Source organism: Streptomyces sp. NPDC086766, assembly GCF_044746005.1.
In the GTDB taxonomy this organism is placed as follows: Bacteria; Actinomycetota; Actinomycetes; order Streptomycetales; family Streptomycetaceae; genus Streptomyces.
Map to the genome: position 1 here is coordinate 189,789 of NZ_JBIVBI010000002.1, position 26,366 is coordinate 216,154.

24 protein-coding genes are annotated in these 26,366 nt (G+C 73.5%); 11 read left to right on the forward strand and 13 right to left on the reverse strand.

Annotated elements, in window-relative coordinates; all coding sequences use genetic code 11:
• The first annotated feature begins 183 nt into the window (after positions 1-183).
• Positions 184-936, forward strand: coding sequence for a SigE family RNA polymerase sigma factor (locus ACIPM1_RS03975; protein WP_402428555.1), 753 nt, complete (start codon positions 184-186; stop codon positions 934-936).
• A 258-nt stretch (positions 937-1,194) separates the two neighbouring features.
• Here the strand turns inward: ACIPM1_RS03975 and ACIPM1_RS03980 are convergent, their stop codons facing one another.
• The gene (locus ACIPM1_RS03980) at positions 1,195-1,830 is read right to left on the reverse strand and encodes a uridine kinase (RefSeq protein WP_402428558.1); all 636 of its coding nucleotides are present in this window, start codon (positions 1,828-1,830) and stop codon (positions 1,195-1,197) included.
• Between the two features lie 127 nt (positions 1,831-1,957).
• Here ACIPM1_RS03980 and ACIPM1_RS03985 point away from each other — a divergent pair, with 127 nt between their 5' ends.
• Complete coding sequence (locus tag ACIPM1_RS03985; protein WP_402428561.1) at positions 1,958-2,380, forward strand: hypothetical protein; 423 nt, start codon at positions 1,958-1,960, stop codon at positions 2,378-2,380.
• Positions 2,381-2,486: 106 nt separating this feature from the next.
• Here the strand turns inward: ACIPM1_RS03985 and ACIPM1_RS03990 are convergent, their stop codons facing one another.
• From ACIPM1_RS03990 to deoC, 3 genes are read right to left on the reverse strand one after another with little or no spacing between them, the layout of a single operon-like run.
• Entirely contained in the window at positions 2,487-3,392 is a 906-nt protein-coding gene (locus tag ACIPM1_RS03990; protein ID WP_402428564.1) for an aldehyde dehydrogenase family protein, read from the reverse strand.
• The gene (locus ACIPM1_RS03995; RefSeq protein WP_402428567.1) at positions 3,385-4,821 is read right to left on the reverse strand and encodes an aldehyde dehydrogenase family protein; all 1,437 of its coding nucleotides are present in this window, start codon (positions 4,819-4,821) and stop codon (positions 3,385-3,387) included. The genes ACIPM1_RS03990 and ACIPM1_RS03995 overlap by 8 nt, the downstream gene beginning before the upstream one ends.
• Before the next feature lie 5 nt (positions 4,822-4,826).
• On the reverse strand, positions 4,827-5,786 hold the full coding sequence (deoC, locus tag ACIPM1_RS04000; RefSeq protein ID WP_402429393.1) for a deoxyribose-phosphate aldolase: 960 nt from the start codon (positions 5,784-5,786) through the stop codon (positions 4,827-4,829).
• A 173-nt stretch (positions 5,787-5,959) separates the two neighbouring features.
• Between deoC and ACIPM1_RS04005 the strand changes: the two genes are divergently transcribed.
• A complete protein-coding gene (locus ACIPM1_RS04005; RefSeq protein WP_402428570.1) occupies positions 5,960-6,646 on the forward strand; it encodes a PH domain-containing protein in 687 nt (228 codons plus the stop codon).
• Between the two features lie 95 nt (positions 6,647-6,741).
• Here ACIPM1_RS04005 and ACIPM1_RS04010 read toward each other — a convergent pair whose 3' ends face one another.
• The 3 genes from ACIPM1_RS04010 to ACIPM1_RS04020 form a co-directional block, all read right to left on the reverse strand.
• The gene (locus ACIPM1_RS04010; RefSeq protein WP_402428573.1) at positions 6,742-8,373 is read right to left on the reverse strand and encodes a phospho-sugar mutase; all 1,632 of its coding nucleotides are present in this window, start codon (positions 8,371-8,373) and stop codon (positions 6,742-6,744) included.
• Between the two features lie 336 nt (positions 8,374-8,709).
• On the reverse strand, positions 8,710-9,534 hold the full coding sequence (locus ACIPM1_RS04015; RefSeq protein WP_356182591.1) for a purine-nucleoside phosphorylase: 825 nt from the start codon (positions 9,532-9,534) through the stop codon (positions 8,710-8,712).
• Between the two features lie 156 nt (positions 9,535-9,690).
• On the reverse strand, positions 9,691-10,128 hold the full coding sequence (locus ACIPM1_RS04020) for a gamma-glutamylcyclotransferase (RefSeq protein WP_356182594.1): 438 nt from the start codon (positions 10,126-10,128) through the stop codon (positions 9,691-9,693).
• A 104-nt stretch (positions 10,129-10,232) separates the two neighbouring features.
• Here ACIPM1_RS04020 and ACIPM1_RS04025 point away from each other — a divergent pair, with 104 nt between their 5' ends.
• Entirely contained in the window at positions 10,233-11,681 is a 1,449-nt protein-coding gene (locus ACIPM1_RS04025; RefSeq protein WP_356182597.1) for an NAD(P)H-quinone dehydrogenase, read from the forward strand.
• A gap of 167 nt (positions 11,682-11,848) precedes the next feature.
• The gene (locus tag ACIPM1_RS04030) at positions 11,849-12,802 is read left to right on the forward strand and encodes a DeoR/GlpR family DNA-binding transcription regulator (RefSeq protein WP_402428578.1); all 954 of its coding nucleotides are present in this window, start codon (positions 11,849-11,851) and stop codon (positions 12,800-12,802) included.
• A gap of 418 nt (positions 12,803-13,220) precedes the next feature.
• Here the strand turns inward: ACIPM1_RS04030 and ACIPM1_RS04035 are convergent, their stop codons facing one another.
• Positions 13,221-14,993 (reverse strand): acetyl/propionyl/methylcrotonyl-CoA carboxylase subunit alpha, encoded by a 1,773-nt coding sequence (locus ACIPM1_RS04035; protein ID WP_402428581.1) that lies wholly within the window; start codon positions 14,991-14,993, stop codon positions 13,221-13,223.
• Between the two features lie 382 nt (positions 14,994-15,375).
• Between ACIPM1_RS04035 and ACIPM1_RS04040 the strand changes: the two genes are divergently transcribed.
• A complete protein-coding gene (locus ACIPM1_RS04040) occupies positions 15,376-15,891 on the forward strand; it encodes a hypothetical protein (RefSeq protein WP_402428584.1) in 516 nt (171 codons plus the stop codon).
• 60 nt (positions 15,892-15,951) lie between these two features.
• On the opposite strand, the gene ACIPM1_RS04045 is transcribed toward ACIPM1_RS04040, so the two are convergent.
• The 4 genes from ACIPM1_RS04045 to ACIPM1_RS04060 form a co-directional block, all read right to left on the reverse strand.
• On the reverse strand, positions 15,952-16,572 hold the full coding sequence (locus ACIPM1_RS04045) for a Maf family protein (protein WP_402428587.1): 621 nt from the start codon (positions 16,570-16,572) through the stop codon (positions 15,952-15,954).
• Between the two features lie 55 nt (positions 16,573-16,627).
• Complete coding sequence (gene mmpB, locus ACIPM1_RS04050) at positions 16,628-16,756, reverse strand: morphogenic membrane protein MmpB (protein WP_356182608.1); 129 nt, start codon at positions 16,754-16,756, stop codon at positions 16,628-16,630.
• A gap of 298 nt (positions 16,757-17,054) precedes the next feature.
• Positions 17,055-17,264, reverse strand: a complete 210-nt coding sequence (locus tag ACIPM1_RS04055) for an acyl-CoA carboxylase epsilon subunit (protein WP_356182610.1) — start codon at positions 17,262-17,264, stop codon at positions 17,055-17,057.
• A 26-nt stretch (positions 17,265-17,290) separates the two neighbouring features.
• Positions 17,291-18,886: an acyl-CoA carboxylase subunit beta gene (locus ACIPM1_RS04060; RefSeq protein ID WP_402428590.1), complete on the reverse strand. Its 1,596-nt coding sequence runs from the start codon at positions 18,884-18,886 to the stop codon at positions 17,291-17,293.
• A 111-nt stretch (positions 18,887-18,997) separates the two neighbouring features.
• Between ACIPM1_RS04060 and ACIPM1_RS04065 the strand changes: the two genes are divergently transcribed.
• Both ACIPM1_RS04065 and ACIPM1_RS04070 read left to right on the forward strand, forming a co-directional pair.
• A complete protein-coding gene (locus ACIPM1_RS04065; RefSeq protein WP_402428593.1) occupies positions 18,998-19,864 on the forward strand; it encodes a biotin--[acetyl-CoA-carboxylase] ligase in 867 nt (288 codons plus the stop codon).
• 165 nt (positions 19,865-20,029) lie between these two features.
• On the forward strand, positions 20,030-21,163 hold the full coding sequence (locus ACIPM1_RS04070) for an adenylate/guanylate cyclase domain-containing protein (RefSeq protein ID WP_356182618.1): 1,134 nt from the start codon (positions 20,030-20,032) through the stop codon (positions 21,161-21,163).
• An 88-nt stretch (positions 21,164-21,251) separates the two neighbouring features.
• On the opposite strand, the gene ACIPM1_RS04075 is transcribed toward ACIPM1_RS04070, so the two are convergent.
• On the reverse strand, positions 21,252-22,265 hold the full coding sequence (locus ACIPM1_RS04075) for a hypothetical protein (protein WP_402428596.1): 1,014 nt from the start codon (positions 22,263-22,265) through the stop codon (positions 21,252-21,254).
• A 263-nt stretch (positions 22,266-22,528) separates the two neighbouring features.
• Between ACIPM1_RS04075 and ACIPM1_RS04080 the strand changes: the two genes are divergently transcribed.
• The 3 genes from ACIPM1_RS04080 (at position 22,529) to hutH (ending at position 26,342) form a co-directional block, all read left to right on the forward strand.
• Positions 22,529-23,323 (forward strand): enoyl-CoA hydratase/isomerase family protein, encoded by a 795-nt coding sequence (locus tag ACIPM1_RS04080; protein ID WP_402428599.1) that lies wholly within the window; start codon positions 22,529-22,531, stop codon positions 23,321-23,323.
• Between the two features lie 208 nt (positions 23,324-23,531).
• The gene (locus ACIPM1_RS04085) at positions 23,532-24,704 is read left to right on the forward strand and encodes a diguanylate cyclase domain-containing protein (protein ID WP_402428602.1); all 1,173 of its coding nucleotides are present in this window, start codon (positions 23,532-23,534) and stop codon (positions 24,702-24,704) included.
• A gap of 99 nt (positions 24,705-24,803) precedes the next feature.
• Positions 24,804-26,342 (forward strand): histidine ammonia-lyase, encoded by a 1,539-nt coding sequence (gene hutH, locus ACIPM1_RS04090; RefSeq protein WP_402429396.1) that lies wholly within the window; start codon positions 24,804-24,806, stop codon positions 26,340-26,342.
• Positions 26,343-26,366: the final 24 nt, after the last annotated feature.

The window sequence follows — 26,366 nt, forward strand, 5'->3', positions numbered from 1 at the left end:
CGGCGCGCGCACGTCTGCGTAGCCGCGCCGCTCTCCTCCGTCACCGCGCCGGGGCACGGCGCACAGGGGCCTGTGACACGTCTGTGACAGTCGGCGGACACGGCCATGAAGTGGCGGCGGCAAGCTTCTCGGCACAGGCAAGGAAGCACGGAAGACCGGTAAGTCCACGACGGGGGGCGCGAGATGAGCACGCTGCACAGCACCAGCAACAGCGCAGTGGTCACGCGCCTGCACGACGTGGCGCGGGCTTCCGAGAAGTCCGGTGCCGTGAGCATGCGGGGGTGCGCTCGCGGTACCGGGCGTCAGCACACCGGTTTCATGACGGTGGTTGACGAACGCACGGGGGATGCTCACGGGGGAGCCGCGTACGGGGAGGGCTCGGGGGAGCGCCGGTCCCTGCCGGGGACGGGGGACGCCGAAGCGGCGTTCACCGCCTACGTGCAGGAGCGCCGCGCCTCCCTGTACGCAACCGCCTACCACCTCACCGGTGACCGCTTCGAGGCCGAGGACCTGCTGCAGAGCGCGCTGTTCTCGACGTACAAGGCGTGGGACCGGATCAGCGACAAGGCGGCCGTCGGCGGATACCTCCGCCGCACCATGACGAACCTGCACATCAGCGCGTGGCGGCGCCGCAAGCTCAACGAGTACCCGACCGAGGAACTGCCGGAGACGCCCGGCGACACGGACGCGATGCGCGGCACCGAGCTGCGCGCGGTCCTGTGGCAGGCGCTGGCCCGGCTGCCCGAACTCCAGCGCACCATGCTGGTCCTGCGCTACTACGAGGGCCGCACGGACCCGGAGATCGCGGAGATCCTCGACATCAGTGTCGGCACGGTCAAGTCCAGCATCTGGCGGTCCCTGCGCCGGCTGCGCGAGGACGAGGTCCTCAGCTTCGGCCGTGACGAGGAGGAGTCCTTCGGCGAGCTCGTCGCCTGAGCCGTACGAAGGTCTGGGGGGAACGGGGAACACGGGGGAAGCACGGGGGAGCGGTACCGGGGGGCCCACGGGGGACACGGGGGACCACCGGGAGCACGGGGGAGCACCACCACGGGGGAATGTGGGGGAGCACCGAGGAGCGGGACTGGAGGGCCGGGGGGTCCGTCCAGTCCCGCTTCGGCGTGTACGGGCCCTGCGCGTACCGGTGTCACCCGTACGGGCGTGGTGCGCGCGACCGTTGCCGAGGGCCTGCGGCCGTCACGCCGCCGTGCGCGCCTGCGGCTGCCGCCCCGCCGCCGCGGCCGCGAGCCGGCCGAGCGCCTCGTCGCGGTCGCACGGGTGGGCGCCCAGCGCGACCTGGCGGGTGACGATCGTCCGCTCGGCGCGCATCAGGCGCCAGCCGCGGCGCAGCAGGAACGGCACCGACTTGCGGCCCTCCCGCAGGTCCCGCAGGAAGCGGCGGCGGAAGGTGGTGACCGGCCCGCGCGACAGGCACAGCGCGTCGGCCAGGACGCCCAGTTCGCGGCAGCGCCCGACGATGTCGGCGGCGAAGATGCCCTCCGCGATGAACAGCGGCGTGCGGCCGATGTGCAGGGTCTCCTCGCCGGTACGGGCACTCAGCCCGATGTCGTACACCGGTACGGTCGTGCTGCCCGTGGCGCACAGCCGGGTGATCGCCTCGACCGCGATCTCCGCGTCCCACGACCCGGGGTGGTCCCAGTCGATGTCCGAACTCCCCGCCACCAGCGGCAGGGTCGGGTCGTCGCCTTCCTTGTAGAAGTCGTCGAGGCGCAGCACGGGCAGCCCGGAACGGGCGGCGACCAGGGACTTGCCCGAACCGGAGGGGCCGCAGAGCAGCACGACGCGGGCAGGCGACGGGAGATGAGGGCTCACGGAACACCAGTTTGACGCATGGTGAACCCCCTGCCCCCTCCGCGGGTCGGCTTTGGAGCGTGGCTTACGTCTCAACTACCCTGAGTGCCGTTCTTGTTACCTTGCGCAGCAGAAGGCGGCCCCAGAGATGGCTCGACACGCGTCCCCTTCCCGTCCCACCGCCCGGCGCGCCCTGTTCGCCCTGGCGACCGCCGGTGTCGCCGTGGGCGCGGGTGCCGCGACGGCCGCGGCGGACACCCTGCCCGTGGTGGGCGCGGAGCACGGGCCCACCTCCGTGGGCCGCGTCGACCCGCAGGCCGGAATGGCGGCGACGACCGGCACGGTCGGGTACGTCACCGGCCCGGTCGCCGGTCTCAAGCCCAACCCCCTCGCGGGCACCGGCGTCGACCCGCTGGACAACGGCGTCGGCACCCAGCTCGCCGACTTCCAGCCGGTGACCTCCAGGGCGCTGACCGGTCCGGTGGCGCAGGCGCCGTCGGTCGGCAGCATCCCGGTGCTGGGGCAGGCGACCGGACTGCTGGGCGGCGGCGCGGGCGGCCCGCTGCGCTGACGCCCGCGCGGAACGCGGAGAGCCGCGCCTCCCCCGGACGGAGGGGAGGCGCGGCTCTCGGTCTGTGCGAGGTGAAGCGGCCGGTGCGCTCCGTGCGCGCGGCGGCTCAGTACGAGGAGCCGGACGCGCCCAGGGAACCGGTCGGGTGCCAGACCGTCTTCGTCTCGAGGAAGGCGGTCATGCGGTCGGTGCCGGGCGCCGCCGTCCAGTCGTCCACAGGCTGTGGACGCAGGACGCGCTTGAGGTTGTCCGCCGCCGCGATCTCCAGTTCCTTCGCCAGCACCTCGTCGGCGCCCGCGAGGTCCACCGCGTTGACGTCCTGGTGCGCGGCGAGCGGCGCCGCGATCTCCGCCGTACGGCCGGAGAGCACGTTGACCACTCCGCAGGGCAGGTCGGAGGTGGCGAGCACCTCGCCCAGGGACAGCGCCGGGAGCGGGGACCTCTCGCTCGCGACCACGACCGCGGTGTTGCCCGTGGCGATCACCGGGGCGACCACCGAGACCAGGCCGAGGAAGGACGAGTCCTGCGGCGCGAGGACCGCCACCACGCCGGTCGGCTCGGGGGTGGAGAGGTTGAAGAACGGGCCCGCCACCGGGTTTCCGCCGCCCACCACCTGGGCGATCTTGTCGGTCCAGCCCGCGTACCAGACCCAGCGGTCGATCGCCGCGTCGACCTGGGCGGCCGCCTTCGACTTGGACAGGCCCTCGGCCTCGGCCACCTCGCGCACGAACTGGTCGCGGCGGCCCTCCAGCATCTCGGCGATGCGGTAGAGGATCTGGCCGCGGTTGTACGCGGTCGCGCCGGCCCAGCCGCCGAACGCCTTGCGCGCGGCGACGACCGCGTCACGGGCGTCCTTGCGGGAGGCGAGCGGGGCGTTGGCCAGCCAGTTGCCCTTTGTGTCGGTCACCTCGTACACCCGGCCGCTCTCGGAACGCGGGAACTTCCCGCCGACGTACAGCTTGTAGGTCTTGAAGACCGACAGCCGCTCGATCTTCTCGGACTTCTCAGACATCGAGGTACGCCTCCAGGCCGTGGCGGCCGCCCTCGCGGCCGAAGCCCGACTCCTTGTAACCGCCGAACGGCGAGGTCGGGTCGAACTTGTTGAACGTGTTGGACCAGACGACGCCGGCGCGCAGCTTGTTCGCGACGGCCAGGATCCGGGAGCCCTTCTCCGTCCAGATGCCGGCGGACAGGCCGTACGGGGTGTTGTTGGCCTTGGCGACGGCCTCGTCGGGCGTGCGGAAGGTGAGGACCGACAGCACCGGGCCGAAGATCTCGTCGCGGGCGACGGTGTGCGCCTGGGTGACGTTGGTGAAGAGCGTCGGCGCGAACCAGTAGCCGGAGGAGGGCAGTTCGCAGGCGGGCGACCAGCGCTCGGCGCCCTCCGCCTCGCCCTGTTCGACCAGCGAGGTGATGCGCGAGAGCTGCTCGGCGGAGTTGATCGCGCCGATGTCCGTGTTCTTGTCGAGGGGGTCGCCCAGACGCAGCGTGCCGAGCCTGCGCTTCAGGGAGTCCAGCAGCTCGTCGTGGATCGACTCCTGGACCAGCAGGCGCGAGCCCGCGCAGCAGACCTGGCCCTGGTTGAAGAAGATGCCGTTGACGATGCCCTCGACGGCCTGGTCGATGGGGGCGTCGTCGAAGACGATGTTGGCGCCCTTGCCGCCCAGTTCGAGGGTGAGCTTCTTGCGGGTGCCCGCGACCGTGCGGGCGATCTCCTTGCCCACGGCCGTGGAGCCGGTGAAGGCGACCTTGTTCACGTCCGGGTGCCCGACGAGCGCGGCGCCCGCGTCGCCGTAGCCGGGGAGGATGTTGACGACACCCCTCGGCAGGCCCGCCTGGCGGCAGATGTCCGCGAAGAACAGCGCCGACAGGGGGGTGGTCTCGGCCGGCTTGAGGACGACCGTGTTGCCGGTCGCCAGCGCCGGGGCGATCTTCCACGCCAGCATCAGCAGGGGGAAGTTCCACGGGATGACCTGGCCGGCCACGCCCAGCGGCCGCGGGTTCGCGCCGAACCCGGCGTGGTCGAGCTTGTCGGCCCAGCCCGCGTAGTAGAAGAAGTGCGCGGCGACCAGGGGGAGGTCGGCGTCGCGGGTCTCCTTGATCGGCTTGCCGTTGTCCAGCGTCTCCAGGACGGCCAGCTCGCGGCTGCGCTCCTGGATGATGCGGGCGATCCGGAACAGGTACTTGGCGCGCTCGGCGCCGGGCAGCGCGGACCACTTCTCGAAGGCCTTGCGGGCGGCCCTCACCGCGCGGTCCACGTCCGCCTCGCCGGCCTGCGCGACCTCGGAGAGGACCTCCTCGGTGGACGGGCTGACCGTCTTGAAGACCTTGCCGTCGGCCGCCTCGGTGAACTCGCCGTCGACGAACAGGCCGTACGAGGGCGCGATGTCGACGACCGCGCGGGACTCGGGGGCCGGAGCGTACTCGAATGCGGATGCCATGGTGATCAGTCCACCGTCACGTAGTCGGGGCCGGAGTAGCGGCCGGTGGCCAGCTTCTGACGCTGCATCAGCAGATCGTTCAGGAGCGAGGAGGCGCCGAAGCGGAACCAGTGGTTGTCCAGCCAGTCCTCGCCGACGGTCTCGTTGACCAGGACGAGGAACTTGATGGCGTCCTTGGAGGTGCGGATGCCGCCGGCGGGCTTGACGCCCACCTGGACCCCGGTCTGCGCGCGGAAGTCGCGGACGGCCTCCAGCATGAGGAGGGTGTTGGCGGGGGTCGCGTTGACGGCGACCTTGCCGGTCGAGGTCTTGATGAAGTCGGCCCCGGCCAGCATGCCGAGCCAGCTCGCGCGCCGGATGTTGTCGTACGTCGAGAGCTCGCCGGTCTCGAAGATGACCTTCAGGCGGGCGGACGTCCCGCAGGCCTCCTTCACGGCGACGATCTCGTCGTACACCTTCAGGTAGTGGCCCGCGAGGAACGCCCCGCGGTCGATGACCATGTCGATCTCGTCGGCACCCGCGGCCACGGCGTCGCGCACGTCGGCCAGCTTCACGTCGAGCGCGGCGCGGCCCGCCGGGAAGGCGGTGGCGACCGAGGCCACCTTGACGCCCGAGCCGGCGACGGCCTCCTTGGCGGTGGCCACCATGTCGGGGTAGACGCAGACGGCGGCGGTCGCCGGGGTCGTCCGGTCGGTGGGGTCGGGGTGGACCGCCTTGGCGCCGAGCGCCCGGACCTTGCCCGGGGTGTCCGCGCCTTCCAGCGTCGTCAGGTCGACCATCGAGATGGCGAGGTCGATGGCGTACGCCTTCGCGGTCGTCTTGATGGAGCGGGTGCCGAGGGAGGCGGCGCGCGCCTCCAGGCCGACCGTGTCGACGCCGGGCAGCCCGTGGAGGAAGCGGCGCAGCGTGCCGTCGGACGCGGTGACGTCCTGGAGAGCATGTGCGGTGGGTGCAGTGGTGGGCATGGTCACCAGCCCAGCATATCTACGCGCGTAGCGGGCTGTACACCCCCGGGGCCTCTCCTCTTGGCGCGGAGAAGGGAGCGGGACCGGGGCGAGCGGCGGGAAAGGGAGGGGCGGGAGGAGGAGAGGGGCACCGCGAGTGAGCCGGGGCGGGGGCGTCGGGCAGAATCGGGGGCATGACGACGCCCGAGCACGAGCCCTCCGCGCCGCAGCCTCCCGCGCCCCGGTCCACGGACCGGGTCCACCGGTCGCCCGCAGGCATCCTCACCGGGGTCCTGCTGCTCGCGCTCGTCGCGTGGCTCGGCTTCGACGCGCTGTTCACCGGGCACGGGCGCACCCCCTGGCTGGCCCTCGCCGGGATGATCCTCGTGGTGCCGCTCGTGGTCGCCTTCACCGTGCGGCCGGCCGTGTACGCCAACGACGAGCGGCTGCGCATCCGCAATCCCTTCCGTGTGATCGTGCTGCCCTGGGGCCAGGTCGCCACCCTGCGGTCCGGCTACTCCAACGAGGTCGTCACCAACTCCGGGACCAAGTACCAGCTCTGGGCCCTGCCGGTGTCGCTGCGCGCCCGCAAGAGGGCGGCGCGGCAGGCGGCGCGGACCGCCGCCGCGGGGGAGCCCCGCGCCGGAGGAGGGCGCGGGCGCGCCTTCGGGTTCGGCGGCGGTGCGCCGGCCGCGGGCGGGCAGTCCGGGGCCACGCGCGCCACGACCGACCAGGTCATGGACGACCTGCGCGAGATGCAGGAGGCCAGGGAGAACACCGAGGCGGCGCAGGGCGAGGCCACGGTCCGCTGGGCCTACGAGATCCTCGGGCCGGCGGCCGCCGGGGCGGTGCTGCTGGCGATTCTGATCGCCCTCGGGTGACGCCGAGGGCGTTCGGGGGGCGCTGTCGGTCCGGGGGCGGGTGGGCTGGTGCCGGTGGGGGGTGATCCCGCCACCGGCCCGTGCGGCGCCCGTGCTCAGATGCCCGCCGCTGTCGCCAGGTCCCGCTTGATCGCCGTCAGCAGGTCCGCCGCCCTGGTGCGGGCCGCCGGGAGGTCGGTGTGCGCGGCCACCGGGACCACCACCTCCAGGTAGCACTTCAGCTTCGGCTCCGTGCCGCTGGGGCGCACGACGACGCGGGCGCCGTCGAGCGTGTAGCGCAGGCCGTCCGTGGGCGGCAGCCGGTCCGTGCCCCGGGTGAGGTCCTCGGACCGGGTGATGGGCAGGCCCGCGAGTTGCGTCGGGGGCTGCTCGCGCAGGCGGCGCATCGCGTCGGCGATGAGGGAGAGGTCCTCGACGCGCACCGAGAGCTGGTCGGTGGCGTGCAGGCCGTGGGCCACGGCGAGGTCGTCGAGGAGGTCGAGGAGCGTGCGGCCCTCCTCCTTGAGCCGCGAGGCCAGTTCGGTGATCAGCAGCGCGGCGGTGATGCCGTCCTTGTCGCGTACGCCCTCGGGGTCGACGCAGTAGCCGAGGGCCTCCTCGTAGCCGTAGCGCAGTCCCTCGACCCGGGCGATCCACTTGAAGCCGGTGAGGGTCTCCTCGTACGGCAGGCCCGCCTTCTCTGCGATCCGGCCGAGGAGGGAGGAGGAGACGATCGACTCCGCGAAGGTGCCGGTGACGCCGCGGTCGACCAGGTGGGCGGCGAGGAGCGCGCCGACCTCGTCCCCGCGCAGCATCCGCCAGTCGGCGCCGTCCCTGACGGCCACCGCGCAGCGGTCGGCGTCCGGGTCGTTGGCGATGACCAGGTCGGGTTCGGTGGCGCGGGCCCTGGCGAAGGCCAGGTCCATCGCGCCCGGCTCCTCCGGGTTGGGGAAGGCGACCGTCGGGAAGTCCGGGTCGGGGTCGGCCTGCTCGGCCACGAGCTCCGGGGCCGGGAACCCGGCGCGGGCGAACGCGGCGAGCAGGACGTCCCGGCCGACGCCGTGCATCGCCGTGTAGACGGTGCGGGCGGTGCGCGGGGAGCCGGGGGAGAGGACGGCGTCCGTGCGGGCGAGGTAGGCGTCGAGGACGCCGTCGTCGAGGGTCTCCCACCCGGATTCCGGGCGGGGCACGTCGTGCAGGCTGCGAATCGCTTCGATCTCGGCGGCGATCTCCGCGTCGGCCGGCGGGACGATCTGCGAGCCGTCGCCCAGGTAGACCTTGTAGCCGTTGTCGCGGGGCGGGTTGTGGCTGGCGGTGACCTCCACGCCGGCGACCGCGCCGAGGTGCCGGACGGCGAAGGCGAGGACGGGGGTGGGGAGGGGGCGGGGCAGCACGGCGGCGCGCAGGCCCGCGCCGGTCATCACGGCGGCGGTGTCGCGGGCGAAGTCGGCGGACTTGTGGCGGGCGTCGTAGCCGATGACGACGAGGCCGTCGGTGTGGCCCTGCTCGCGCAGGTACGCGGCGAGGCCGGCGGCGGCGCGGATGACGACGGCGCGGTTCATGCGCAGGGGGCCGGCGCCGAGTTCGCCGCGCAGGCCGGCGGTGCCGAACTGGAGGGTGCCGGCGAAGCGCGCGGCGAGCTCCTTGACGTCCTCGGCGTCGATGAGCCGGGCGAGTTCCTCACGGGTGTCCGCGTCGGGGTCCTCGGCCAGCCACGCCTTGGCCCGTGCGATGAGGTCGTCGTGCACGTTCGGTCAGCCTCTCGTGTTCGTCCTGGGCCCTGGGGCCGGTGGCCTGGGGCCTCGGAGCGGTCGGTGCGCCCCGGGTGTGCGGTGGGGGTGCGCGGTGGGTCGGGGCGTGCGCCCCGGGTGCGTCGGGCCTCGGGGCCGTGGGGTGCGTCCAGCCCGCCGCTGTCGGACGTACGGCTGCCCGCTGCCATGGCTCGCCTGCGCGGAGAACCCTGTACACGGCGGGCTGCGACGCACCCCCACGGCCCGCTCCCTTCGTCGGGAGGCTCTCCCGCCATGGTGGCAGGGGGCACGCCCTGGGGGGCGGGGGCCGGGTGGCGGCCCGTCGCGGGTGTCCTACAGGCGGTCGAGGACCTGGGCCAGGAGGGAGCCCATGCGGGTCGCGGAGTCGCGGCCGGCCTGGAGGACCTCCTCGTGGTTCAGGGGCTCGCCGGTCATGCCGGCGGCGAGGTTGGTCACCAGGGAGATGCCGAGCACCTCGGCGCCCGCCTCACGGGCGGCGATCGCCTCCAGGACCGTGGACATGCCCACGAGGTCCGCGCCGATCACGCGGGCCATGCGGATCTCGGCCGGCGTCTCGTAGTGCGGGCCGGGGAACTGCGCGTAGACGCCTTCCTCCAGCGTGGGGTCGACCTCCTTGCACAGGGCGCGCAGGCGCGGGGAGTAGAGGTCGGTCAGGTCGACGAAGTTGGCGCCGACGATCGGCGACGTCGCCGTGAGGTTGATGTGGTCGCTGATCAGCACCGGCTGGCCGGGACGCATCCCCTCGCGCAGACCACCGCAGCCGTTGGTCAGGACGACGGTCTTGCAGCCGGCGGCGACGGCGGTGCGCACGCCGTGCGCGACGGCGGCGACCCCGCGGCCCTCGTAGTAGTGGGTGCGGCCGAGGAAGACCAGGGCGCGCTTGTTCCCGATGGTGTACGAGCGGATCTTGCCGCCGTGGCCGGCGACCGCCGGGGGCGGGAAACCGGGCAGCTCGGTGACCTGGAACTCGGCGTCGGGAGCGCCCAGGGCGTCCACGGCCGGAGCCCAGCCGGAGCCCATCACGAGGGCGACGTCATGGGTCTCGGTGCCCGTGAGTTCGCGCAGGCGCGCGGCGGCGGCGTCGGCGGCGGCGTGGGGGTCGCCCTGGAGGTCGTCCGGAAGAAGAGATGCGTTCACGCGGACGAGAGTAGCCGGTATCGGCCTACGCGCGTAGATGACGGAGGTCACGGGATGGGGATCGTTGTCTTGTCGTTTCCGACCAACGGCGGGACCGGTGCGGTCCCCACCGGGCCGGCCCGCGCCGGTGAGGATCGGCGGCCGCCCCCGGACTTGTCAGCACGGCCTCTTGCGCAGCTCCATCACGTAGTCGTGCGGGGCTCCGGCGGACTCGGCCGCGTCGGCGACCTCGCCCAGGTAGCGGGCCGACGGCAGGCCGCCCTCGTAGGCGTTGAGGACGTACGTCCACGCGGACTCCTCGCCGTCCAGGGTGTGGACGCGGACGCGGGTGCGCCGGTAGACGCCGAGGCCGGTGCCCTCCCAGCGGTCGAGGGATTCCTCGTCCATGGGGGCGATGTCGTAGAGCGCGACGAAGACCTGGGACAGCGGGTCCTCGACGACCGTCGCGAGCGCGCCCTCCCAGCCCATGTGCTCGCCGCCGAAGGTCAGCCGCCAGCCGTTCAGCCAGCCGGTGGCGCGCAGCGGGGAGTGGGGTGCGCGGCGGGTCATCAGCCGCGCGTCGAGATTGCCGGCGTACGCGGCGTAGAGCGACATGGGTCGAGCGTACGGCAGGCCCGCGTGCGTCTCGTGCGTCTCAGAGGTGACGGAACGGGCCCGGCCCCGCCCCCGGGGGAGGAGCACCTCGAACGTGCGGGACAATGGAGTACGTGACTCGGATCGTGATCATCGGTGGCGGACCCGGCGGATACGAAGCGGCGCTGGTGGCCGCGCAGCTCGGCGCGGAGGTGACCGTCGTCGACTGCGACGGTCTGGGCGGAGCGTCGGTGCTGACCGACTGCGTGCCGTCGAAGACGCTCATCGCGACGGCCGAGGTGATGACCACCTTCGACTCGTCGTACGAGGAGCTGGGGATCATCGTCGCGGACGACACCCCGCCGCTGGAGCAGGCCGCCCGGGTGGTCGGCGTGGACCTCGGCAAGGTCAACCGAAGGGTCAAGCGGCTCGCGCTCGCCCAGTCGCACGACATCACCGCCTCCGTGACGCGCGCCGGCGCCCGGGTCATGCGCGGGCGCGGCCGGCTGGAGGGCATGCAGGCCCTCGACGGGTCCCGGAAGGTCGTCGTCACCGCCGCCGACGGCACCGAGGAGACGCTCGTCGCGGACGCGGTGCTGATCGCGACCGGCGGCCACCCGCGCGAGCTGCCCGACGCCCAGCCCGACGGCGAGCGCATCCTGAACTGGACCCAGGTCTACGACCTCGACGAGCTCCCCGAGGAGCTGATCGTGGTCGGCTCCGGTGTCACCGGTGCCGAGTTCGCCGGCGCCTACCAGGCGCTCGGGTCCAAGGTCACCCTCGTGTCCTCGCGCGACCGCGTGCTGCCGGGTGAGGACCCGGACGCCGCCGCCGTGCTGGAGGACGTCTTCCGCCGCCGCGGCATGAACGTCATGGCCCGCTCCCGCGCCCAGTCCGCCAAGCGGGTCGGCGACCGGGTCGAGGTGACGCTGGCCGACGGACGGGTCATCTCCGGCTCGCACTGCCTCATGGCGGTCGGCGCCATCCCCAACAGCGCCGGGCTGGGGCTGGAGGAGGCCGGCGTCCGGGTGCGCGAGTCCGGTCACATCTGGACCGACAAGGTGTCGCGGACGACGGCTCCGGGTGTCTACGCGGCCGGTGACGTGACCGGTGTCTTCGCGCTGGCGTCCGTCGCCGCCATGCAGGGACGTATCGCCGTGTACCACTTCCTCGGCGACGCGGTGGCCCCGCTGAACCTGAAGACGGTCTCCTCGAACGTCTTCACCGACCCCGAGATCGCCACCGTCGGCCACACCCAGGCCGACGTGGACGCCGGCAAGATCGACGCCCGCTGCGTCAAGCTGCCGCTGCTGCGCAACCCGCGCGCCAAGATGCAGGGCATCCGGGACGGCTTCGTCAAGATCTTCTGCCGGCCGGGGACCGGGATCGTGGTCGGCGGTGTCGTCGTGGCGCCGCGCGCCTCGGAACTCATCCACCCCATCTCGATCGCCGTCGACAACAATCTGACGGTCGAACAGATCGCGAACGCGTTCACCGTGTACCCCTCCCTTTCGGGGTCGATCGCCGAGGTCGCGCGGCAGCTGCACACGCGCAAGGCGGGCGCCGAGCTCTGACGGCCGAAACCGACTCCCCGCTGGTCACGGGGAGTTGCCGACCATGCGCACGGCATAGGCGACAGGGTCGGGCCCCTATACCACTTCGTGCTGTGCCGTGCGAACAACTTCTGCTATTCACCGCAAACTGCTGAAAGCAGACGGTCGCTGGGGTTACTGTCAGTTTCGTGTTCGCTGCTGAACGTCGCCAATTGATCCTCGAAATGGTGCGAGCGAACGGTGCCGTGTCGCTCCGTGAACTCGCCCGTGTCGTCCAGACCTCCGAAGTGACCGTACGGCGGGACGTGCGGGCGCTGGAGGCAGAAGGACTCCTCGACCGCCGGCACGGCGGTGCGGTACTCCCGGGCGGATTCACCCGTGAGTCCGGCTTTCCGCAGAAGTCGCATCTCGCGACCGCGGAGAAGACGGCCATCGCCGACCTCGCCGCGGGCCTCGTCGAAGAGGGCGAGGCGATCGTCGTCGGAGCGGGGACGACCACGCAGGAGCTGGCGCGCCGGCTCGCGCGGGTCCCCGGCCTGACCGTCGTCACCAACTCCCTCCTGGTCGCCCAGGCGCTCGCCCATGCCAACCGGGTGGAGGTGGTGATGACCGGGGGCACGCTCCGCGGCTCCAACTACGCCCTGGTCGGCTCCGGAGCCGAGCAGTCGCTCCAGGGGCTCCGCGTCTCCAAGGCCTTCCTGTCGGGCAGCGGTCTGACCGCCGAGCGCGGGCTGTCCACGTCCAACATGCTCTCGGCCTCCGTGGACCGGGCCCTGGTCCAGGCGGCCGCGGAGGTCGTGGTGCTCTCCGACCACACCAAGCTCGGTACGGACACGATGTTCCAGACCGTGCCGACCGACCTGATCACCCGCCTGGTGACCGACGAGCCCCCTGGGCACGACGACCGCGCGGCCACCGAGCTGCAGGCCCTGGCCGACCAGGGGGTGCAGATCGCCGTGGCCGGCGCGTCGGGAAGTCCGGGGGGTGATCCGACCCCGGCCCGCGACCGACGCCGGGACGTCCCCCTTCCGGGCCCGCGCCGCGGCCAGGTGCCCGGACCGGGGCTGCGCTCGGCGACCCTCGGCGGCGACCAGTCGCCGGGCACGGAGCGGGCACGGGTCGCGGACCTGCGCAGACGCTGAGGGCGCCGCCGGCCGGCGCTCAGGGCGCGTCTTTGGCACGCGCCCGGTGCGTTGCCGACGAGCGCCCAGGGCGTCGCAGGTGCGCGCTCGGAGGCTCGCCGGTGCGTGCTCGACGCGTCGCCCGTGGGTGCTCAGGGTCCGGCGGGGGCCGAAACGCCTGTGGCCGGCTCGGCAGCCTGTAGCCGGCTCGGCAGGCCGCCCGGCGCGGAAGCAGGACCGGCGGAAGCGGGCCCGGCGCCTGCGTGGTGCGGAAGCGGGCCGGCGCGTGAGCGGGCCCGGCGCCTGCGTGGTGCGGAAGCAGGCCGGTGCGTGAGTGGGGCCGGGGCGGAGCCGTGCGGGAACAGGGCTGACACCGAAACGGGGCGCCCGGCGGACCGTCGTGCTGTGGTCCGCCGGGCGCCCCGGAACGTCGTACGGCTCAGTCCTTGATCTCGCAGATCGCGGCGCCGGAGGTGACGGACGCGCCGACCTCGGCGCCCAGGCCCTTGATGGTGCCCGACTTGTGGGCGTTGAGCGGCTGCTCCATCTTCATGGCCTCCAGGACGACGACGAGGTCGCCCTCCTTGACCTCCTGGCCCTCCTCGACGGCGACCTTGACGATGGTGCCCTGCATCGGGGAGGCGAGGGTGTCGCCGGAGGCCACGGGGCCGGACTTGCGGGCCGCGCGGCGCTTGGGCTTGGCGCCCGCCGCGAGGCCGGTGCGGGCCAGGGACATGCCCAGCGAGGTGGGGAGGGAGACCTCCAGGCGCTTGCCGCCGACCTCGACCACGACCGTCTCGCGGCCCGACTCCTCGTCCGCCTCGGCCTCGGCCGGCGCGGTGAAGGGCTTGATGTCGTTGACGAACTCGGTCTCGATCCAGCGCGTGTGGACCGTGAACGGGTCGGTGGAGCCGGTCAGTTCCGGCGCGAAGGCGGGGTCGGTGACCGCCTTGCGGTGGAACGGGATGGCGGTGGCCATGCCCTCGACCTGGAACTCCTCCAGCGCGCGGGCGGCCCGCTCCAGGGCCTCCTTGCGGGTACGGCCGGTCACGATCAGCTTGGCCAGCAGGGAGTCCCACGCCGGGCCGATGACCGAGCCGGACTCCACACCCGCGTCCAGGCGGACACCGGGGCCGGCCGGCGGGGCGAACGTGGTGACCGTGCCCGGGGCCGGGAGGAAGTTGCGGCCCGGGTCCTCGCCGTTGATGCGGAACTCGAACGAGTGGCCGCGCAGCGCCGGGTCGTCGTAGCCGAGCTCCTCGCCGTCGGCGATGCGGAACATCTCGCGCACCAGGTCGATTCCGGCGACCTCCTCGGTGACCGGGTGCTCCACCTGGAGACGGGTGTTGACCTCGAGGAAGGAGATCGTGCCGTCCTGGCCGACCAGGAACTCGCAGGTGCCGGCGCCGACGTAGCCGGCCTCCTTCAGGATCGCCTTGGAGGCGCGGTACAGCTCGGCGACCTGCTCGTCGGACAGGAACGGCGCCGGGGCCTCCTCGACGAGCTTCTGGTGGCGGCGCTGCAGCGAGCAGTCACGCGTGGAGACCACGACCACGTTGCCGTGCTGGTCGGCGAGGCACTGGGTCTCGACGTGGCGGGGGCGGTCCAGGTAGCGCTCGACGAAGCACTCGCCGCGGCCGAAGGCGGCCACCGCCTCGCGCACGGCCGAGTCGTAGAGCTCCGGGACCTCTTCGAGAGTGCGGGCGACCTTCAGACCGCGGCCGCCGCCGCCGAAGGCGGCCTTGATGGCGATGGGCAGTCCGTGCTGCTCGGCGAACGTGACCACCTCGTCGGCGCCGCTCACCGGGTCGGGCGTACCGGCCACCAGCGGCGCGCCGGCGCGCTGGGCGATGTGCCGGGCGGCGACCTTGTCGCCGAGGTCGCGGATGGCCTGCGGGGGCGGGCCGATCCAGATCAGGTCCGCGTCCAGCACCGCCTGCGCGAATTCGGCGTTCTCCGAGAGAAAGCCGTACCCGGGGTGGATCGCGTCCGCCCCCGACTCCTTCGCGGCCTTCAGCACCTTCTCGATGTCGAGATAGCTGCTGGCCGGGGTGTCACCGCCCAGGGCGAACGCCTCATCCGCGGCGCGGACATGCAGAGCGTCCCGGTCCGGGTCGGCGTAGACGGCCACGCTCGCGATCCCGGCGTCCCGGCAGGCCCGGGCCACGCGGACAGCGATTTCGCCACGGTTGGCGATGAGCACCTTGCGCACGATTGAGGCTCCCTCCTTGAAACAAGCCGAGTTTAGGGACTGCCGACACGGCACTTCGACCCGTCCCCAATGGTGAGCTTGCCCACACGGAGCGTCACTCGAGGCTCGCTCGACCCGCGAAATCCCTTGTCGCGTCGCCGTACGCAGGACTCCTGCGGGAAACCCTAGCCTTCCGATGTGGTCAAGGTCTCTGTGAGGGCGTGCTGCGGCCCACTTCGTTTCTTTGTGGAGTCCCTACGAATGGCCCAACGATTCTTTGCCGCCCGCAGGACCCTTGTCCCTCGCTTTACCTCTCAGTAGCGTTCGCGCTGTCGTGAACGTACCTGGGGTAACAGGCGCTCCCGCGGAGTCGTGGAGCGGCAGTGGGAAGTGGGTGGGACCGGTGGTGCGCAGACCGGTGGCGTGGATCGTGGCGGTCGTGCTCTTCGCCGAGGCGTTCGGCGTGGCGGCGCTGAACTGGTTCCTCGGGATGGTCGTCGACCGGCAGAAGATGTCCCTGGCCGGCCTCGACCCGGACATGATGTCGACGTCGTCGAAGGCCGGCGGGGTCGTCTTCGGTCTCTACTTCGCGCTGTGCGGGGTCGTCGCGCTGATCGTGGCGCTGCGCGGCCGCCGGCCCGCCGGCCTGGGCCGCGTCCTGCTGATCAGCGCGGCGGTGGTGCACGGGCTGCTGGGTGCGGTCGCGTGGGGCCTGGTGGGCTGGAGCGCGTTCCTGTTCATGGTGGTCGTGCTCGGGCTCATCGTGCTGCTGCTGATGACGTACGACCGTGAGGACGGGCCGGCCGCCGCCGCCCGGGACGGCGGGCCCCAGGGGGTGGACGGTCCCGGCGGGGACGGCCCCCGGGACGCGAGCGGTCCGGCCGGTGCCGGTCCCGCTCCGGTCGCTCCGCCGGCCTAGCCCCGGCCGCCGGAGTTCCTGATCACCCGGTCGCGCCCCCGCCGCCTCGCGGCGGGGGCGTCACTCGGCGGACGGCGCCCACAAGTCGGTGATCCCGACGCCCAGTTGGGCCAGCAGGCGTCGGACCAGGGGCAGGCTGATGCCGATGACGTTGCCGTGGTCGCCGTCGATGCCGTCGATGAACGGGCCCGAGCGGCCGTCGAGGGTGAAGGCGCCGGCGACGTAGAGCGGCTCGCCCGAGGCGACGTACGCGGCGATCTCCTCGTCCGTCGGCTCGCCGAAGCGGACGACGGTGGAGGCGGTGGCGGAGGCGTACCGCTCGGTCGTCGTGTCCCAGACGCAGTGCCCGGTCTGGAGCGTCCCGGCCCGCCCGCGCATCGCCTTCCAGCGGGCGGTGGCCTCCTCGGCGTCGGCGGGCTTGCCGAGCGCCTGGCCGTCGAGGTCGAGCACCGAGTCGCAGCCGATCACCAGGGCGCCCTGCACCTCGGGCCGGGCCGCCACCACCGAGGCCTTGGCCTCGGCGAGCGCGAGCGCCAGCTCGGCGGGAGTGGGCGCGGTGATCGCGTCCTCGTCGACACCGCTCACGATCACCTCGGGATCGAGGCCGGCCTGGCGGAGCAGCCCGAGCCGGGCGGGGGACTGGGAGGCGAGCACGAGTCGGCGGCGCGGCTGATCTGTCATGCGGTCAGCGTACGGGGATCCAGGCCCAGGGGGTGGGCGAGCGGGACCGCGGGCCTCAGCGCACTCCGATCACGATCATCGTGAGCACCATGGCCAGCGCCATGAGAACGCCCAGCCGCCGCAGCATCTCCTGCGTCTCGCGCAGTTCCTCGGGCGGTTCGTTCTCGGGGTCGGACCACAGCATGTCCTCGATCGTCCGGCGGTGACGGGCTCCGGCGCCTGAGTACGCGTACTCAACTTCGCCCGCTCCGCCGTCTGGAGCCGATCCGGCCGTCACGCCGGGCGGCCCTGCGGGCGTTCGGCGCGGCCCCGCTGCCCGGGCGGGTACGGCGCGGTCGTCGACCTGAAGCGCGTGCTCGCCGATCCGGAGGACCCGGACCGGCCGCACCCGGCGTACGGCTTCGGCCACCACCCGCACCCGGACGACGCCGGGTGCGCGGTGGTGGCCGAAGCCGCCGCGGCGGTGCTGTGCGTCCCGCCCGTCAGCCGGGCCAGTAGGTCCGGGCCCAGGCCGACGCGCCCGGCTGGAGGGTCCGGTGGGCGGCGATGCGGGCCGGGTCGGCCCAGGAGTCCCGCGGGCCGGGCGCGCCGGACGGCGTGGCGGCCGCCGCCGCGGCGCGGGCTCGGACCACCGCCAGAGCGGCGGCCAGCTCCTCCGGGGTCGGATTGCCTCGTACGACCCTGATCGTCATGTCTGCTCCCGTCGGGGATCCGCGGCCTACAGGGGGATGTTGCCGTGCTTCTTCGGAGGCAGGGATTCCCGCTTCGTGCGCAGCTGACGCAGGCCGCGCACGATGTGGGCGCGGGTGTCGGACGGCATGATCACCGCGTCGACGTAGCCGCGCTCCGCCGCGACGTAGGGGTTGAGGAGGGCGTCCTCGTACTCCTGGATCAGCCGGGCGCGCACGGCCTCGAGGTCCTCGCCGCCGGCCTCCGCCTCGGCGAGGGTGCGCCGGTGCAGGATGTTGACCGCGCCCTGCGCGCCCATGACGGCGATCTGGGCGGTGGGCCAGGCCAGGTTGAGGTCGGCGCCGAGGTGCTTGGAGCCCATGACGTCGTACGCGCCGCCGAACGCCTTGCGGGTGATCACCGTGATCAGCGGGACGGTCGCCTCGGCGTAGGCGAAGATCAGCTTGGCGCCGCGCCGGATGATGCCGGTGTGCTCCTGGTCGACGCCCGGAAGGAAGCCGGGCACGTCGACGAAGGTCAGCACGGGGACGTTGAAGGCGTCGCAGGTGCGCACGAAGCGCGCGGCCTTCTCCGACGCGTCGATGTCCAGGCAGCCGGCGAACTGCATCGGCTGGTTGGCGACGATGCCGACCGGGTGGCCCTCCACCCGCCCGAACCCGGTGACGATGTTCGGCGCGAACAGCGGCTGGGTCTCGAAGAACTCGGCGTCGTCCAAGACGTGTTCGATCACTGTGCGGATGTCGTACGGCTGGTTCGCGCTGTCGGGGACCAGCGTGTCCAGCTCCAGGTCCTCGGCGGTGGCCGAGAGGTCGGCCTCCTCCGGGAAGGCCGGGGGCTCGCTGAGGTTGTTGGACGGCAGGTACGACAGCAGCTGCTTGACGTACTCGATGGCGTCCTTCTCGTCGCCCGCCATGTGATGGGCCACGCCGGACGCCGAGTTGTGCGTACGGGCGCCGCCCAGCTCCTCGAAGCCGACGTCCTCGCCGGTGACCGTCTTGATGACGTCCGGGCCGGTGATGAACATGTGCGAGGTCTGGTCGACCATCACCGTGAAGTCGGTGATCGCGGGGGAGTAGACCGCGCCGCCCGCACAGGGCCCGACGACCAGCGAGATCTGCGGGATCACACCGGAGGCGTGGGTGTTGCGGCGGAAGATCTCGCCGTAGGCGCCGAGCGAGGCGACGCCCTCCTGGATCCGGGCGCCGCCGGAGTCGTTGATCCCGATGACCGGGCAGCCGGTCTTCAGGGCGAAGTCCATCACCTTGACGATCTTCTGCCCGTAGACCTCGCCCAGGGCCCCGCCGAAGACGGTGAAGTCCTGCGAGAAGACGGCGACCGGGCGGCCGTCGACCGTGCCGTACCCGGTGACGACGCCGTCGCCGTAGGGGCGGTTCTTCTCCAGCCCGAAGTTGGTGGAGCGGTGGCGGGCGAATTCGTCCAGCTCGACGAAGGAACCCTCGTCGAGGAGCAGCTCGATGCGCTCACGGGCCGTCAGCTTGCCCTTGGCGTGCTGCTTTTCGACGGCGCGCTCGGAGCCGGCGTGCGTCGCCTCGTGAATTCGGCGCTGCAGATCCGCGAGCTTGCCCGCGGTCGTGTGAATGTCGATCTCTTCCGGCTCGGACATCGGGATCGCGGCTCCCTGCCTGCTCAAAAGGGGGGACGGTTACTCATCCGTAGCGTAGTGGGGGGTTCCTGGTTCGGCAGTGCGGCGTTTACCACACCTAGGGTGGCTTGCATGACGCCGCGAGATGCATCAGACGACAACAGCAGCCGGTGGTCCGACCTGGACCGCCCGCCCCTCAACGCGACGGCGTTGCGCCGGGGGCTGGTGCGGGAGGGGAGCCTGTGGTCCGAGGTGGAGGTGGTGCAGCGCACCGGGTCCACCAACTCGGACCTGGTGGCCCGTGCCGCCGGGGGCGGCCTCGCCGAGGGCGCCGTGCTGGTCGCCGAGGAGCAGAGCGCCGGGCGGGGCCGCCTGGACCGGCAGTGGACCGCGCCGCCCCGCTCCGGCCTGTTCTTCTCCGTGCTGCTCAGGCCGGCCGGCGTGCCCCTGGCCCGCTGGGGCTGGCTGCCGCTGCTCACCGGCGTCGCCGTGGCGACCGGGCTGGCGCGCGCGGCCGACGTGGACACGGCGCTCAAGTGGCCCAACGACGTCCTCGTGACCGTCGACGGTGAGGAACGCAAGGCGGGCGGGATCCTCGCGGAGCGGGCCGCGGACGAGGCGGTGGTCGTCGGCGTCGGCATCAACGTCACCCTGCGCAAGGAGGAGCTGCCGGTGCCGCAGGCCGGCTCGCTGGCCCTGGCCGGTGCCCCGAGCACGGACCGGGACCCGCTGCTGCGGGCCGTGCTGCGGTCGCTGGAGGACTGGTACGGGCGCTGGCGGGCGGCCGACGGCGACCCCGTGGCGAGCGGCCTGCTGGAGGCGTACGCGGAGAACTGCGCGACCCTGGGCCGCATGGTGCGCGCGGAACTGCCGGGCGACCGGTCGGTCGTCGGGGAGGCCGTGGCGGTGGACGGCGACGGACGGCTCGTCCTCGCCACGGAGAAGGGGGTGCAGGAGCCGGTGGGGGCCGGCGACATCGTGCACCTGCGGCCCGCCTGAGCACCGCCGGCCGGTCCGGCGCGGTGCGGACGACCCCGCGCCGGTTGCCGGGGGCTCCCAGGCCGGCCCACCTGCCGGCGCACCTGACGGAGTGAGCTGGCGCACACCTGCCGTAGAGTTGAGGCCGGTCGAACCTGACCGTGGCAGATCGGAAGGGCAGCACGCGTGACCGTCGACGACACGGGCTCCGGCGCGGACGCGGACGACCGGATGGACCCGCACGCCGCCGACTCCGGCGAGGAGGATCCGCTCGCGCTGCGTCTCGAAGGCCTCATCCTGGGCGCGGAGCGGCGCTATACCCCCTTTCAGGCGGCCCGCAGCGCCGGTGTCTCCATGGAACTGGCCTCCCGCTTCTGGCGGGCCATGGGCTTCGCCGACATAGGCCAGGCCAAGGCGCTGACGGAGGCCGACGTGCTGGCCCTGCGGCGCCTCGCCGGTCTGGTCGAGGCGGGGCTGCTCAGCGAGGCCATGGCCGTGCAGGTGGCCCGTTCCACCGGCCAGACCACCGCCCGCCTCGCCGAATGGCAGATCGACTCCTTCCTGGAGGGCCTGACCGAGCCGCCCGAGCCGGGGATGACCCGCACCGAGGTGACGTACCCGATCGTCGAGCTGCTGCTGCCCGAGCTGGAGGAGTTCCTCGTCTACGTCTGGCGCAGGCAGCTCGCCGCCTCGGCCGGCCGGGTCGTGCAGACCGCCGACGACGAGGAGATGGTGGACCGGCGCCTGGCGGTGGGCTTCGCCGACCTCGTCGGCTTCACCCGGCTGACCCGCCGGATGGAGGAGGAGGAACTCGGCGAGCTCGTCGAGGCCTTCGAGACGACCGCCGCCGACCTGGTCGCGGCCCGCGGCGGGCGGCTGATCAAGACCCTCGGCGACGAGGTGCTCTACGCCGCCGACGACGCCGGCACCGCCGCGGACATCGCCCTGCGGCTGGTGGAGACCATGGCGAACGACGAGACGATGCCCGAGCTGCGGGTCGGCATGGCGTTCGGCACGGTGACCACCCGGATGGGCGATGTCTTCGGTACGACCGTCAACCTCGCCTCCCGGCTCACCTCGATAGCGCCGCGGGACGCCGTCCTCGTCGACAGCGCATTCGCCGAGGAGCTGATCCGCACCGGCGACGCCCCGGCCTCCGAGGCGGAGGCCGCCGAGGCGGCGGCCGCGGCGGAGAAGGAGGGCGAGGAGCCCCCGACGTACCGCTTCGCGCTCCAGCCGATGTGGCAGCGCCCGGTGCGCGGCCTGGGCGTGGTGGAGCCCTGGCTGCTCACGCGGCGGGACGAGGGTACGGCGCCCTAGTGCCGTGCCGGGCGTCGCGAGCCGGTGAACCTTTCCGGTCACAGCACTAGGCACCTCTCCGGCGGGCTGCTGCCCCGGGCGGGGCCGGTCAGCGGGCGCCTCCGCCCTTCACGCACAGGCCGATGATCGGGACGCAGAGCTCCGGCTGCTTCGGCGCCGGGGTGTGCGAACCGTGGCTTCGGGTCGGTGCCGGTGTGGGGGTCGGTGTGGGATTCGGCTGCGGGGCGGAGGTGGTGGTGGGCGCCGGCGGGCCGTCCGGCGGGTTCGGGATCTCGGGGATGGTCGTGGGGACGGATGCCGGGGCGCCGGACGCGGTGCGGGCGCGCGCTCCGTCGGCGGGGGAGCGTGACATGGAGGGTCTCGGGCCGGTGCCGGTGGCGGCCGTGGTGGGCGTGGCGCTCACGAGGGGGAAGGCAGCTGAGGGCCGGGCGGCGGGGGCCGTTCCGGGCGTGGCGGCGGTCTCCACGGTCCGGCCCGCCCCGTAGCCCGCCCCGGGGTGGTGGGGCTCCGCCTCCGCGGTGCCGAGGCCGCCGACCCCGGACTCGGGGGCCAGCCGGACCAGGCTCAGCACCCCGGCGGCCAGCGCGAGCCCACCGGCCGCGAGCAGCACCTTGCGGGGGCGCGGCCGGCGGTGCCGTCCACGGCCCCGCGGGTTCCAGGGCAGCCCGCCCAGACCGCCGCCTCCGGACACGGTGGGGCTGGCGCAGGGGCGTACGCCCTCGGTGGGGGCCGCGGGGTCGGAGGTGGGGGTGGCGGCGGTGGAATCGGGTGCCCGAGTCCCGTCCTCGGCGGTGGCGGGGGCTGCGGCCTCTTCGGCCTTCAAGGCCTCCTCGCCCTTCGCGGCCGCCTCGGCCGGCGCGTCCGTCGCGTGGGCCTTCGCCGTCCCGGCCGGTCCGTCCGCCTCTTGGGCCTTCGCCGTCCCGGCGCCGATCGCCTCGGCCTCCGTCGCCTCGGCGTCCGGCGTCCGGCTGTCGGTCGCCTCGGCGTCCGGCGCCCCAGCGTCCGCCGCCCCGGTGTCCGGCGCGTGGGCCTCCCCCGCGCCGGCGTCCGTGGTCTTCCGCTGCGGTCCGGTGGTGTGCGCGTTCGTCGTGTTCGTCGTCATCGTGATCCCTCCCCGATGCGCTCGCGCCCCCGATGCGCCGTGGCGGAGGCACGTTATGCGCTCCTGTGAGGCTTCGGTGGGAGTTGGGCGAGATGTCACTCGAACGGGTAAACGGGCGTTGCGGCCCGAGGGAGACGGGGGAAGAGGCGCGGCCGGGTCCCGCGCCCGGTCCGGCCCGTCCCGGTGTCGGCTCTTTCGCCACGCGGGTGGGGCTGCGATGATCGGGGAGGATGTTGTTAACACGCGTTAACCGGGAGGGTGTCATGAGCGAGGAGCGGTTCGGGGAGTTCGTGCTGGTGCGGCGGCACGATTACGTCGCGGAGCTCGTCCTCGACCGGCCCAAGGCCATGAACGCCGTGTCGACCGCGATGGCCCGGTCGATCGCACAGGCGTGCGCCGCGCTGGCCGACGACCGCGACGCCCGTGTGGTCGTCCTGACCTCGTCCCACGAGCGGGCGTTCTGCGTGGGGGCCGATCTCAAGGAGCGCAACTCCTTCTCCGACGCCGACCTGATGAGGCAGCGGCCGGTCGCGCGCGGGGCGTACACCGGCGTACTGGAACTGCCGATGCCGACGATCGCCGCGGTGCACGGGTTCGCGCTCGGCGGCGGTTTCGAGCTGGCCCTGTCCTGCGACGTGATCGTGGCCGACCCCACCGCCGTGGTGGGGCTGCCCGAGGTCTCCGTGGGCGTGATTCCGGGCGGTGGCGGTACGCAGCTCCTGCCGCGGCGGGTGGGCGCGGCGCGGGCGGCCGAGCTGATCTTCACGGCCCGGCGGCTGGCGGCCGAGGAGGCGCACGGGCTGGGGCTCGTGGACCGGTTGGCGGCGCAGGGGCGTGACCGGGAGGAGGCCCTGGAGCTGGCCTCCCGGATGGCGGCGAACTCACCGGTCGGCCTGCGCGCCGCCAAGCGCGCGCTGCGGCTCGGGCACGGGCTGGATCTGCGGGCCGGTCTGGAGGTCGAGGACGCGGCGTGGCGTTCGGTGGCGTTCTCGGGGGACCGGGCGGAAGGCGTGGCGGCCTTCAACGAGAAGCGCCCGGCGAGGTGGCCCGGCGAGTAGCGGAACCGGGTTTCCCGTGCGCGGCCCCGGCGTGCCGACCTCCGGTGCTCGGCCCCGGTGTGCCGCCCCCGGCGCACGGGGGCTGGTGCGCGGCCCGCAGGGCGCGACCCCAGGGGCGCGGCTTCGCGCCGCGGCCTCCGGCCCCTGGGCGCCCTCTGTCAGCCGCACCGATGTCCCTATTTGGGTAAAACATCCCTAACCTGGGGTAATGGGCGAGAACAGGCGGCTGGCGGCCGTGGTGGGGCTGGCGCAGGGGATGGCCGCGGCGCACGACCCGCGGGAGTCGTGGCGGGCCGCGGCGCTCGGCGCCTGCCGGGCGCTGGCCGGGAGCTTCGCCGCGCTCTCGGTGTGGGACCGGGGCCGCGGCCGGCTGCGGGTCCTCGTGAACGTGGGGGACCGGGCGCCGCAGGAGGAGGAGTTCCCCGAGGACGAGACCTACCCCGTGCACCAGTTCCCGGAGATCACCGAGTTCCTGCACGAGCGGTGGGTCGCGGGCGGTGAGCCCAACGCCTGGGTGGAGACCGCCGGCGGGCCCGCGCAGGGCGACGCCGGGTACTGCCACCAGCGGGTGGCCGCCCTGCGGCGGCGCGGCCGCGGCTGCTGCGTGGTCGCGCCGATCGTGCTGCACGGCCGCGCCTGGGGCGAGCTCTACGTCGCCCGCTCGGCCGGCGCGCCCGTCTTCGACCGGGACGACGCCGACTTCGCCACGGTGCTGGCCGCCGTCGTGGCCGCCGGGATCGCCCAGACGGAGCAGGTGGAGGAGGCCCGCAGGCTGGCCTTCACCGACCCGCTGACGGGTCTGGCCAACCGCCGCGCCGTCGACGTACGGCTCGACGAGGCGATCGAGCGGCACCGCCGGGACGGGACCGTCGTCAGCCTCGTCGTCTGTGACCTCAACGGGCTCAAGCGGGTCAACGACACCCTCGGGCACGCCGTCGGCGACCGGCTCCTGGAGCGGTTCGGGTCCGTGCTGTCGCTGTGCGGGGCGATGGTGCCCGGCGCTCTCGCGGCACGGCTCGGCGGGGACGAGTTCTGCCTGGTCGCGGCCGGGGCGTCCGCCCACGAGGTGGTCAAGGCGGCCGAGGAGCTGTGCCGGCGGGCGGCCGAGCTGGAGCTCGGCGAGGGGGTGGCCTGCGGGATCGCGTCGACCGGGGACGCGATCGGGCCGGTGGCCACGGCGCGCAGGCTCTTCCGGCTCGCCGACGCCGCCCAGTACCGCGCGAAGGCGCTGCGCGCCGACCGGCCGGTGGTGGCCGGGCGCGAGGGTCCCGACGACCCGGTCGTCCGGCTCGCCGACGAGACGCCCCCGGGCGCCCGGGGCGCCGAGGGCCGGCCCGGCGTCCGCGCGGAACGGCGGCGTTTCCGGGGCCGCCGGCCGTGACCGGACTTCGGGGGCCGTGACCTACCTTCGAGTAAGGGGCGCTCACCGGATCCACTAGTGACATCAAGGCATTCACTGCGTACGCTCCTGAATATGGATATGCACACTGTGGTGGTGGGGACGTCCGGGGTCACCGCGTCCGACGTACTCGCCGTGGCGCGCGGCGGCGCGCGGATCGAGCTCTCCGGGGAGGCGGTGGCGGCCCTCGCGGCGGCCCGGGAGATCGTGGACGCCCTGGCGGCCAAGCCCGATCCCGTCTACGGCGTCAGCACCGGCTTCGGCGCCCTGGCGACCCGGCACATCAGCCGGGAGCTGCGCGCCCAGCTGCAGCGCAACATCGTCCGCTCGCACGCCGCCGGCATGGGGCCGCGGGTCGAGCGCGAGGTCGTGCGCGCGCTGATGTTCCTGCGGTTGAAGACCGTCTGCTCCGGTCACACCGGCGTCCGTCCCGAGGTCGCCCGGACCATGGCCGACGTCCTCAACGCCGGGATCACCCCGGTCGTGCACGAGTACGGTTCCCTCGGCTGCTCCGGCGACCTCGCCCCGCTCTCCCACTGCGCCCTGACGCTCATGGGCGAGGGGGACGCCGAGGGCCCGGACGGCACCGTCCGCCCGGCCGGCGAGCTGCTGGCCGAGCACGGCATCGCGCCCGTCGAGCTGCGCGAGAAGGAGGGCCTCGCCCTCCTCAACGGCACCGACGGAATGCTCGGCATGCTGATCATGGCCCTCGCCGACCTGGAAGCCCTCTACAAGTCCGCCGACATCACCGCCGCCCTCAGCCTGGAGGCGCTGCTCGGCACGGACAAGGTCCTCGCCCCCGAGCTGCACGCCATCCGCCCGCACCCGGGCCAGGGCGCCTCCGCCGCCAACATGCTCGCCGTGCTCAAGGGGTCCGGGCTGACGGGGCACCACCAGGACGACGCCCCGCGCGTCCAGGACGCCTACTCCGTGCGCTGCGCCCCGCAGGTCGCCGGCGCCGGCCGCGACACCCTGGCGCACGCCCGGCTGGTCGCCGAGCGCGAGCTGGCCTCCGCCGTCGACAACCCGGTGGTGCTGCCCGACGGCCGCGTCGAGTCCAACGGCAACTTCCACGGCGCCCCCGTGGCCTACGTGCTGGACTTCCTCGCCATCGCCGCCGCCGACCTCGGCTCCATCGCCGAGCGCCGCACCGACCGGCTGCTCGACAAGAACCGCAGCCACGGCCTGCCGCCGTTCCTCGCCGACGACGCCGGGGTCGACTCCGGGCTGATGATCGCGCAGTACACCCAGGCCGCCCTGGTGAGCGAGTTGAAGCGGCTCGCGGTGCCCGCCTCCGCGGACTCCATCCCGTCCTCCGCGATGCAGGAGGACCACGTCTCCATGGGCTGGTCGGCGGCGCGCAAGCTGCGTACGGCCGTCGGCAACCTCACCCGCGTCCTCGCGATCGAGCTGTACGCCGCCTCCCGCGCCATCGAGCTGCGCGAGGGGCTGAGCCCGGCCCCGGCCAGCCGCGCGGTCATCGACGCCGCACGTGAGGCGGGAGTTCAGGGCGCCGGTCCGGACCGCTTCCTGGCGCCCGACCTCGCCGCCGCGGACGCCTTCGTGCGCGAGGGCCGGCTCCTCGCGGCGGCGGAGACGGTCACCGGCCCGCTGCTGTGAGACGTCCGGGGCCCTGCCCGACGG

What these genes read in the sequence shown, in the direction of transcription:
- ACIPM1_RS04065 (WP_402428593.1), top strand. Translation starts at nt 18,998, where the DNA reads ATGACGCCGCGAGATGCATCAGACGACAACAGCAGCCGGTGGTCCGAC.
- ACIPM1_RS04060 (WP_402428590.1), bottom strand. Translation starts at nt 18,886, where the DNA reads ATGTCCGAGCCGGAAGAGATCGACATTCACACGACCGCGGGCAAGCTC.
- ACIPM1_RS04080 (WP_402428599.1), top strand. Translation starts at nt 22,529, where the DNA reads ATGAGCGAGGAGCGGTTCGGGGAGTTCGTGCTGGTGCGGCGGCACGAT.
- ACIPM1_RS04020 (WP_356182594.1), bottom strand. Translation starts at nt 10,128, where the DNA reads ATGTCGCTCTACGCCGCGTACGCCGGCAATCTCGACGCGCGGCTGATG.
- ACIPM1_RS04055 (WP_356182610.1), bottom strand. Translation starts at nt 17,264, where the DNA reads ATGACGATCAGGGTCGTACGAGGCAATCCGACCCCGGAGGAGCTGGCC.
- ACIPM1_RS04075 (WP_402428596.1), bottom strand. Translation starts at nt 22,265, where the DNA reads ATGACGACGAACACGACGAACGCGCACACCACCGGACCGCAGCGGAAG.
- ACIPM1_RS03990 (WP_402428564.1), bottom strand. Translation starts at nt 3,392, where the DNA reads ATGTCTGAGAAGTCCGAGAAGATCGAGCGGCTGTCGGTCTTCAAGACC.
- ACIPM1_RS03985 (WP_402428561.1), top strand. Translation starts at nt 1,958, where the DNA reads ATGGCTCGACACGCGTCCCCTTCCCGTCCCACCGCCCGGCGCGCCCTG.
- ACIPM1_RS04085 (WP_402428602.1), top strand. Translation starts at nt 23,532, where the DNA reads ATGGGCGAGAACAGGCGGCTGGCGGCCGTGGTGGGGCTGGCGCAGGGG.
- deoC (WP_402429393.1), bottom strand. Translation starts at nt 5,786, where the DNA reads ATGCCCACCACTGCACCCACCGCACATGCTCTCCAGGACGTCACCGCG.
- ACIPM1_RS03995 (WP_402428567.1), bottom strand. Translation starts at nt 4,821, where the DNA reads ATGGCATCCGCATTCGAGTACGCTCCGGCCCCCGAGTCCCGCGCGGTC.
- ACIPM1_RS03975 (WP_402428555.1), top strand. Translation starts at nt 184, where the DNA reads ATGAGCACGCTGCACAGCACCAGCAACAGCGCAGTGGTCACGCGCCTG.
- ACIPM1_RS04005 (WP_402428570.1), top strand. Translation starts at nt 5,960, where the DNA reads ATGACGACGCCCGAGCACGAGCCCTCCGCGCCGCAGCCTCCCGCGCCC.
- ACIPM1_RS04045 (WP_402428587.1), bottom strand. Translation starts at nt 16,572, where the DNA reads ATGACAGATCAGCCGCGCCGCCGACTCGTGCTCGCCTCCCAGTCCCCC.
- mmpB (WP_356182608.1), bottom strand. Translation starts at nt 16,756, where the DNA reads ATGCTGTGGTCCGACCCCGAGAACGAACCGCCCGAGGAACTGCGCGAG.
- ACIPM1_RS04025 (WP_356182597.1), top strand. Translation starts at nt 10,233, where the DNA reads ATGGAGTACGTGACTCGGATCGTGATCATCGGTGGCGGACCCGGCGGA.
- hutH (WP_402429396.1), top strand. Translation starts at nt 24,804, where the DNA reads ATGCACACTGTGGTGGTGGGGACGTCCGGGGTCACCGCGTCCGACGTA.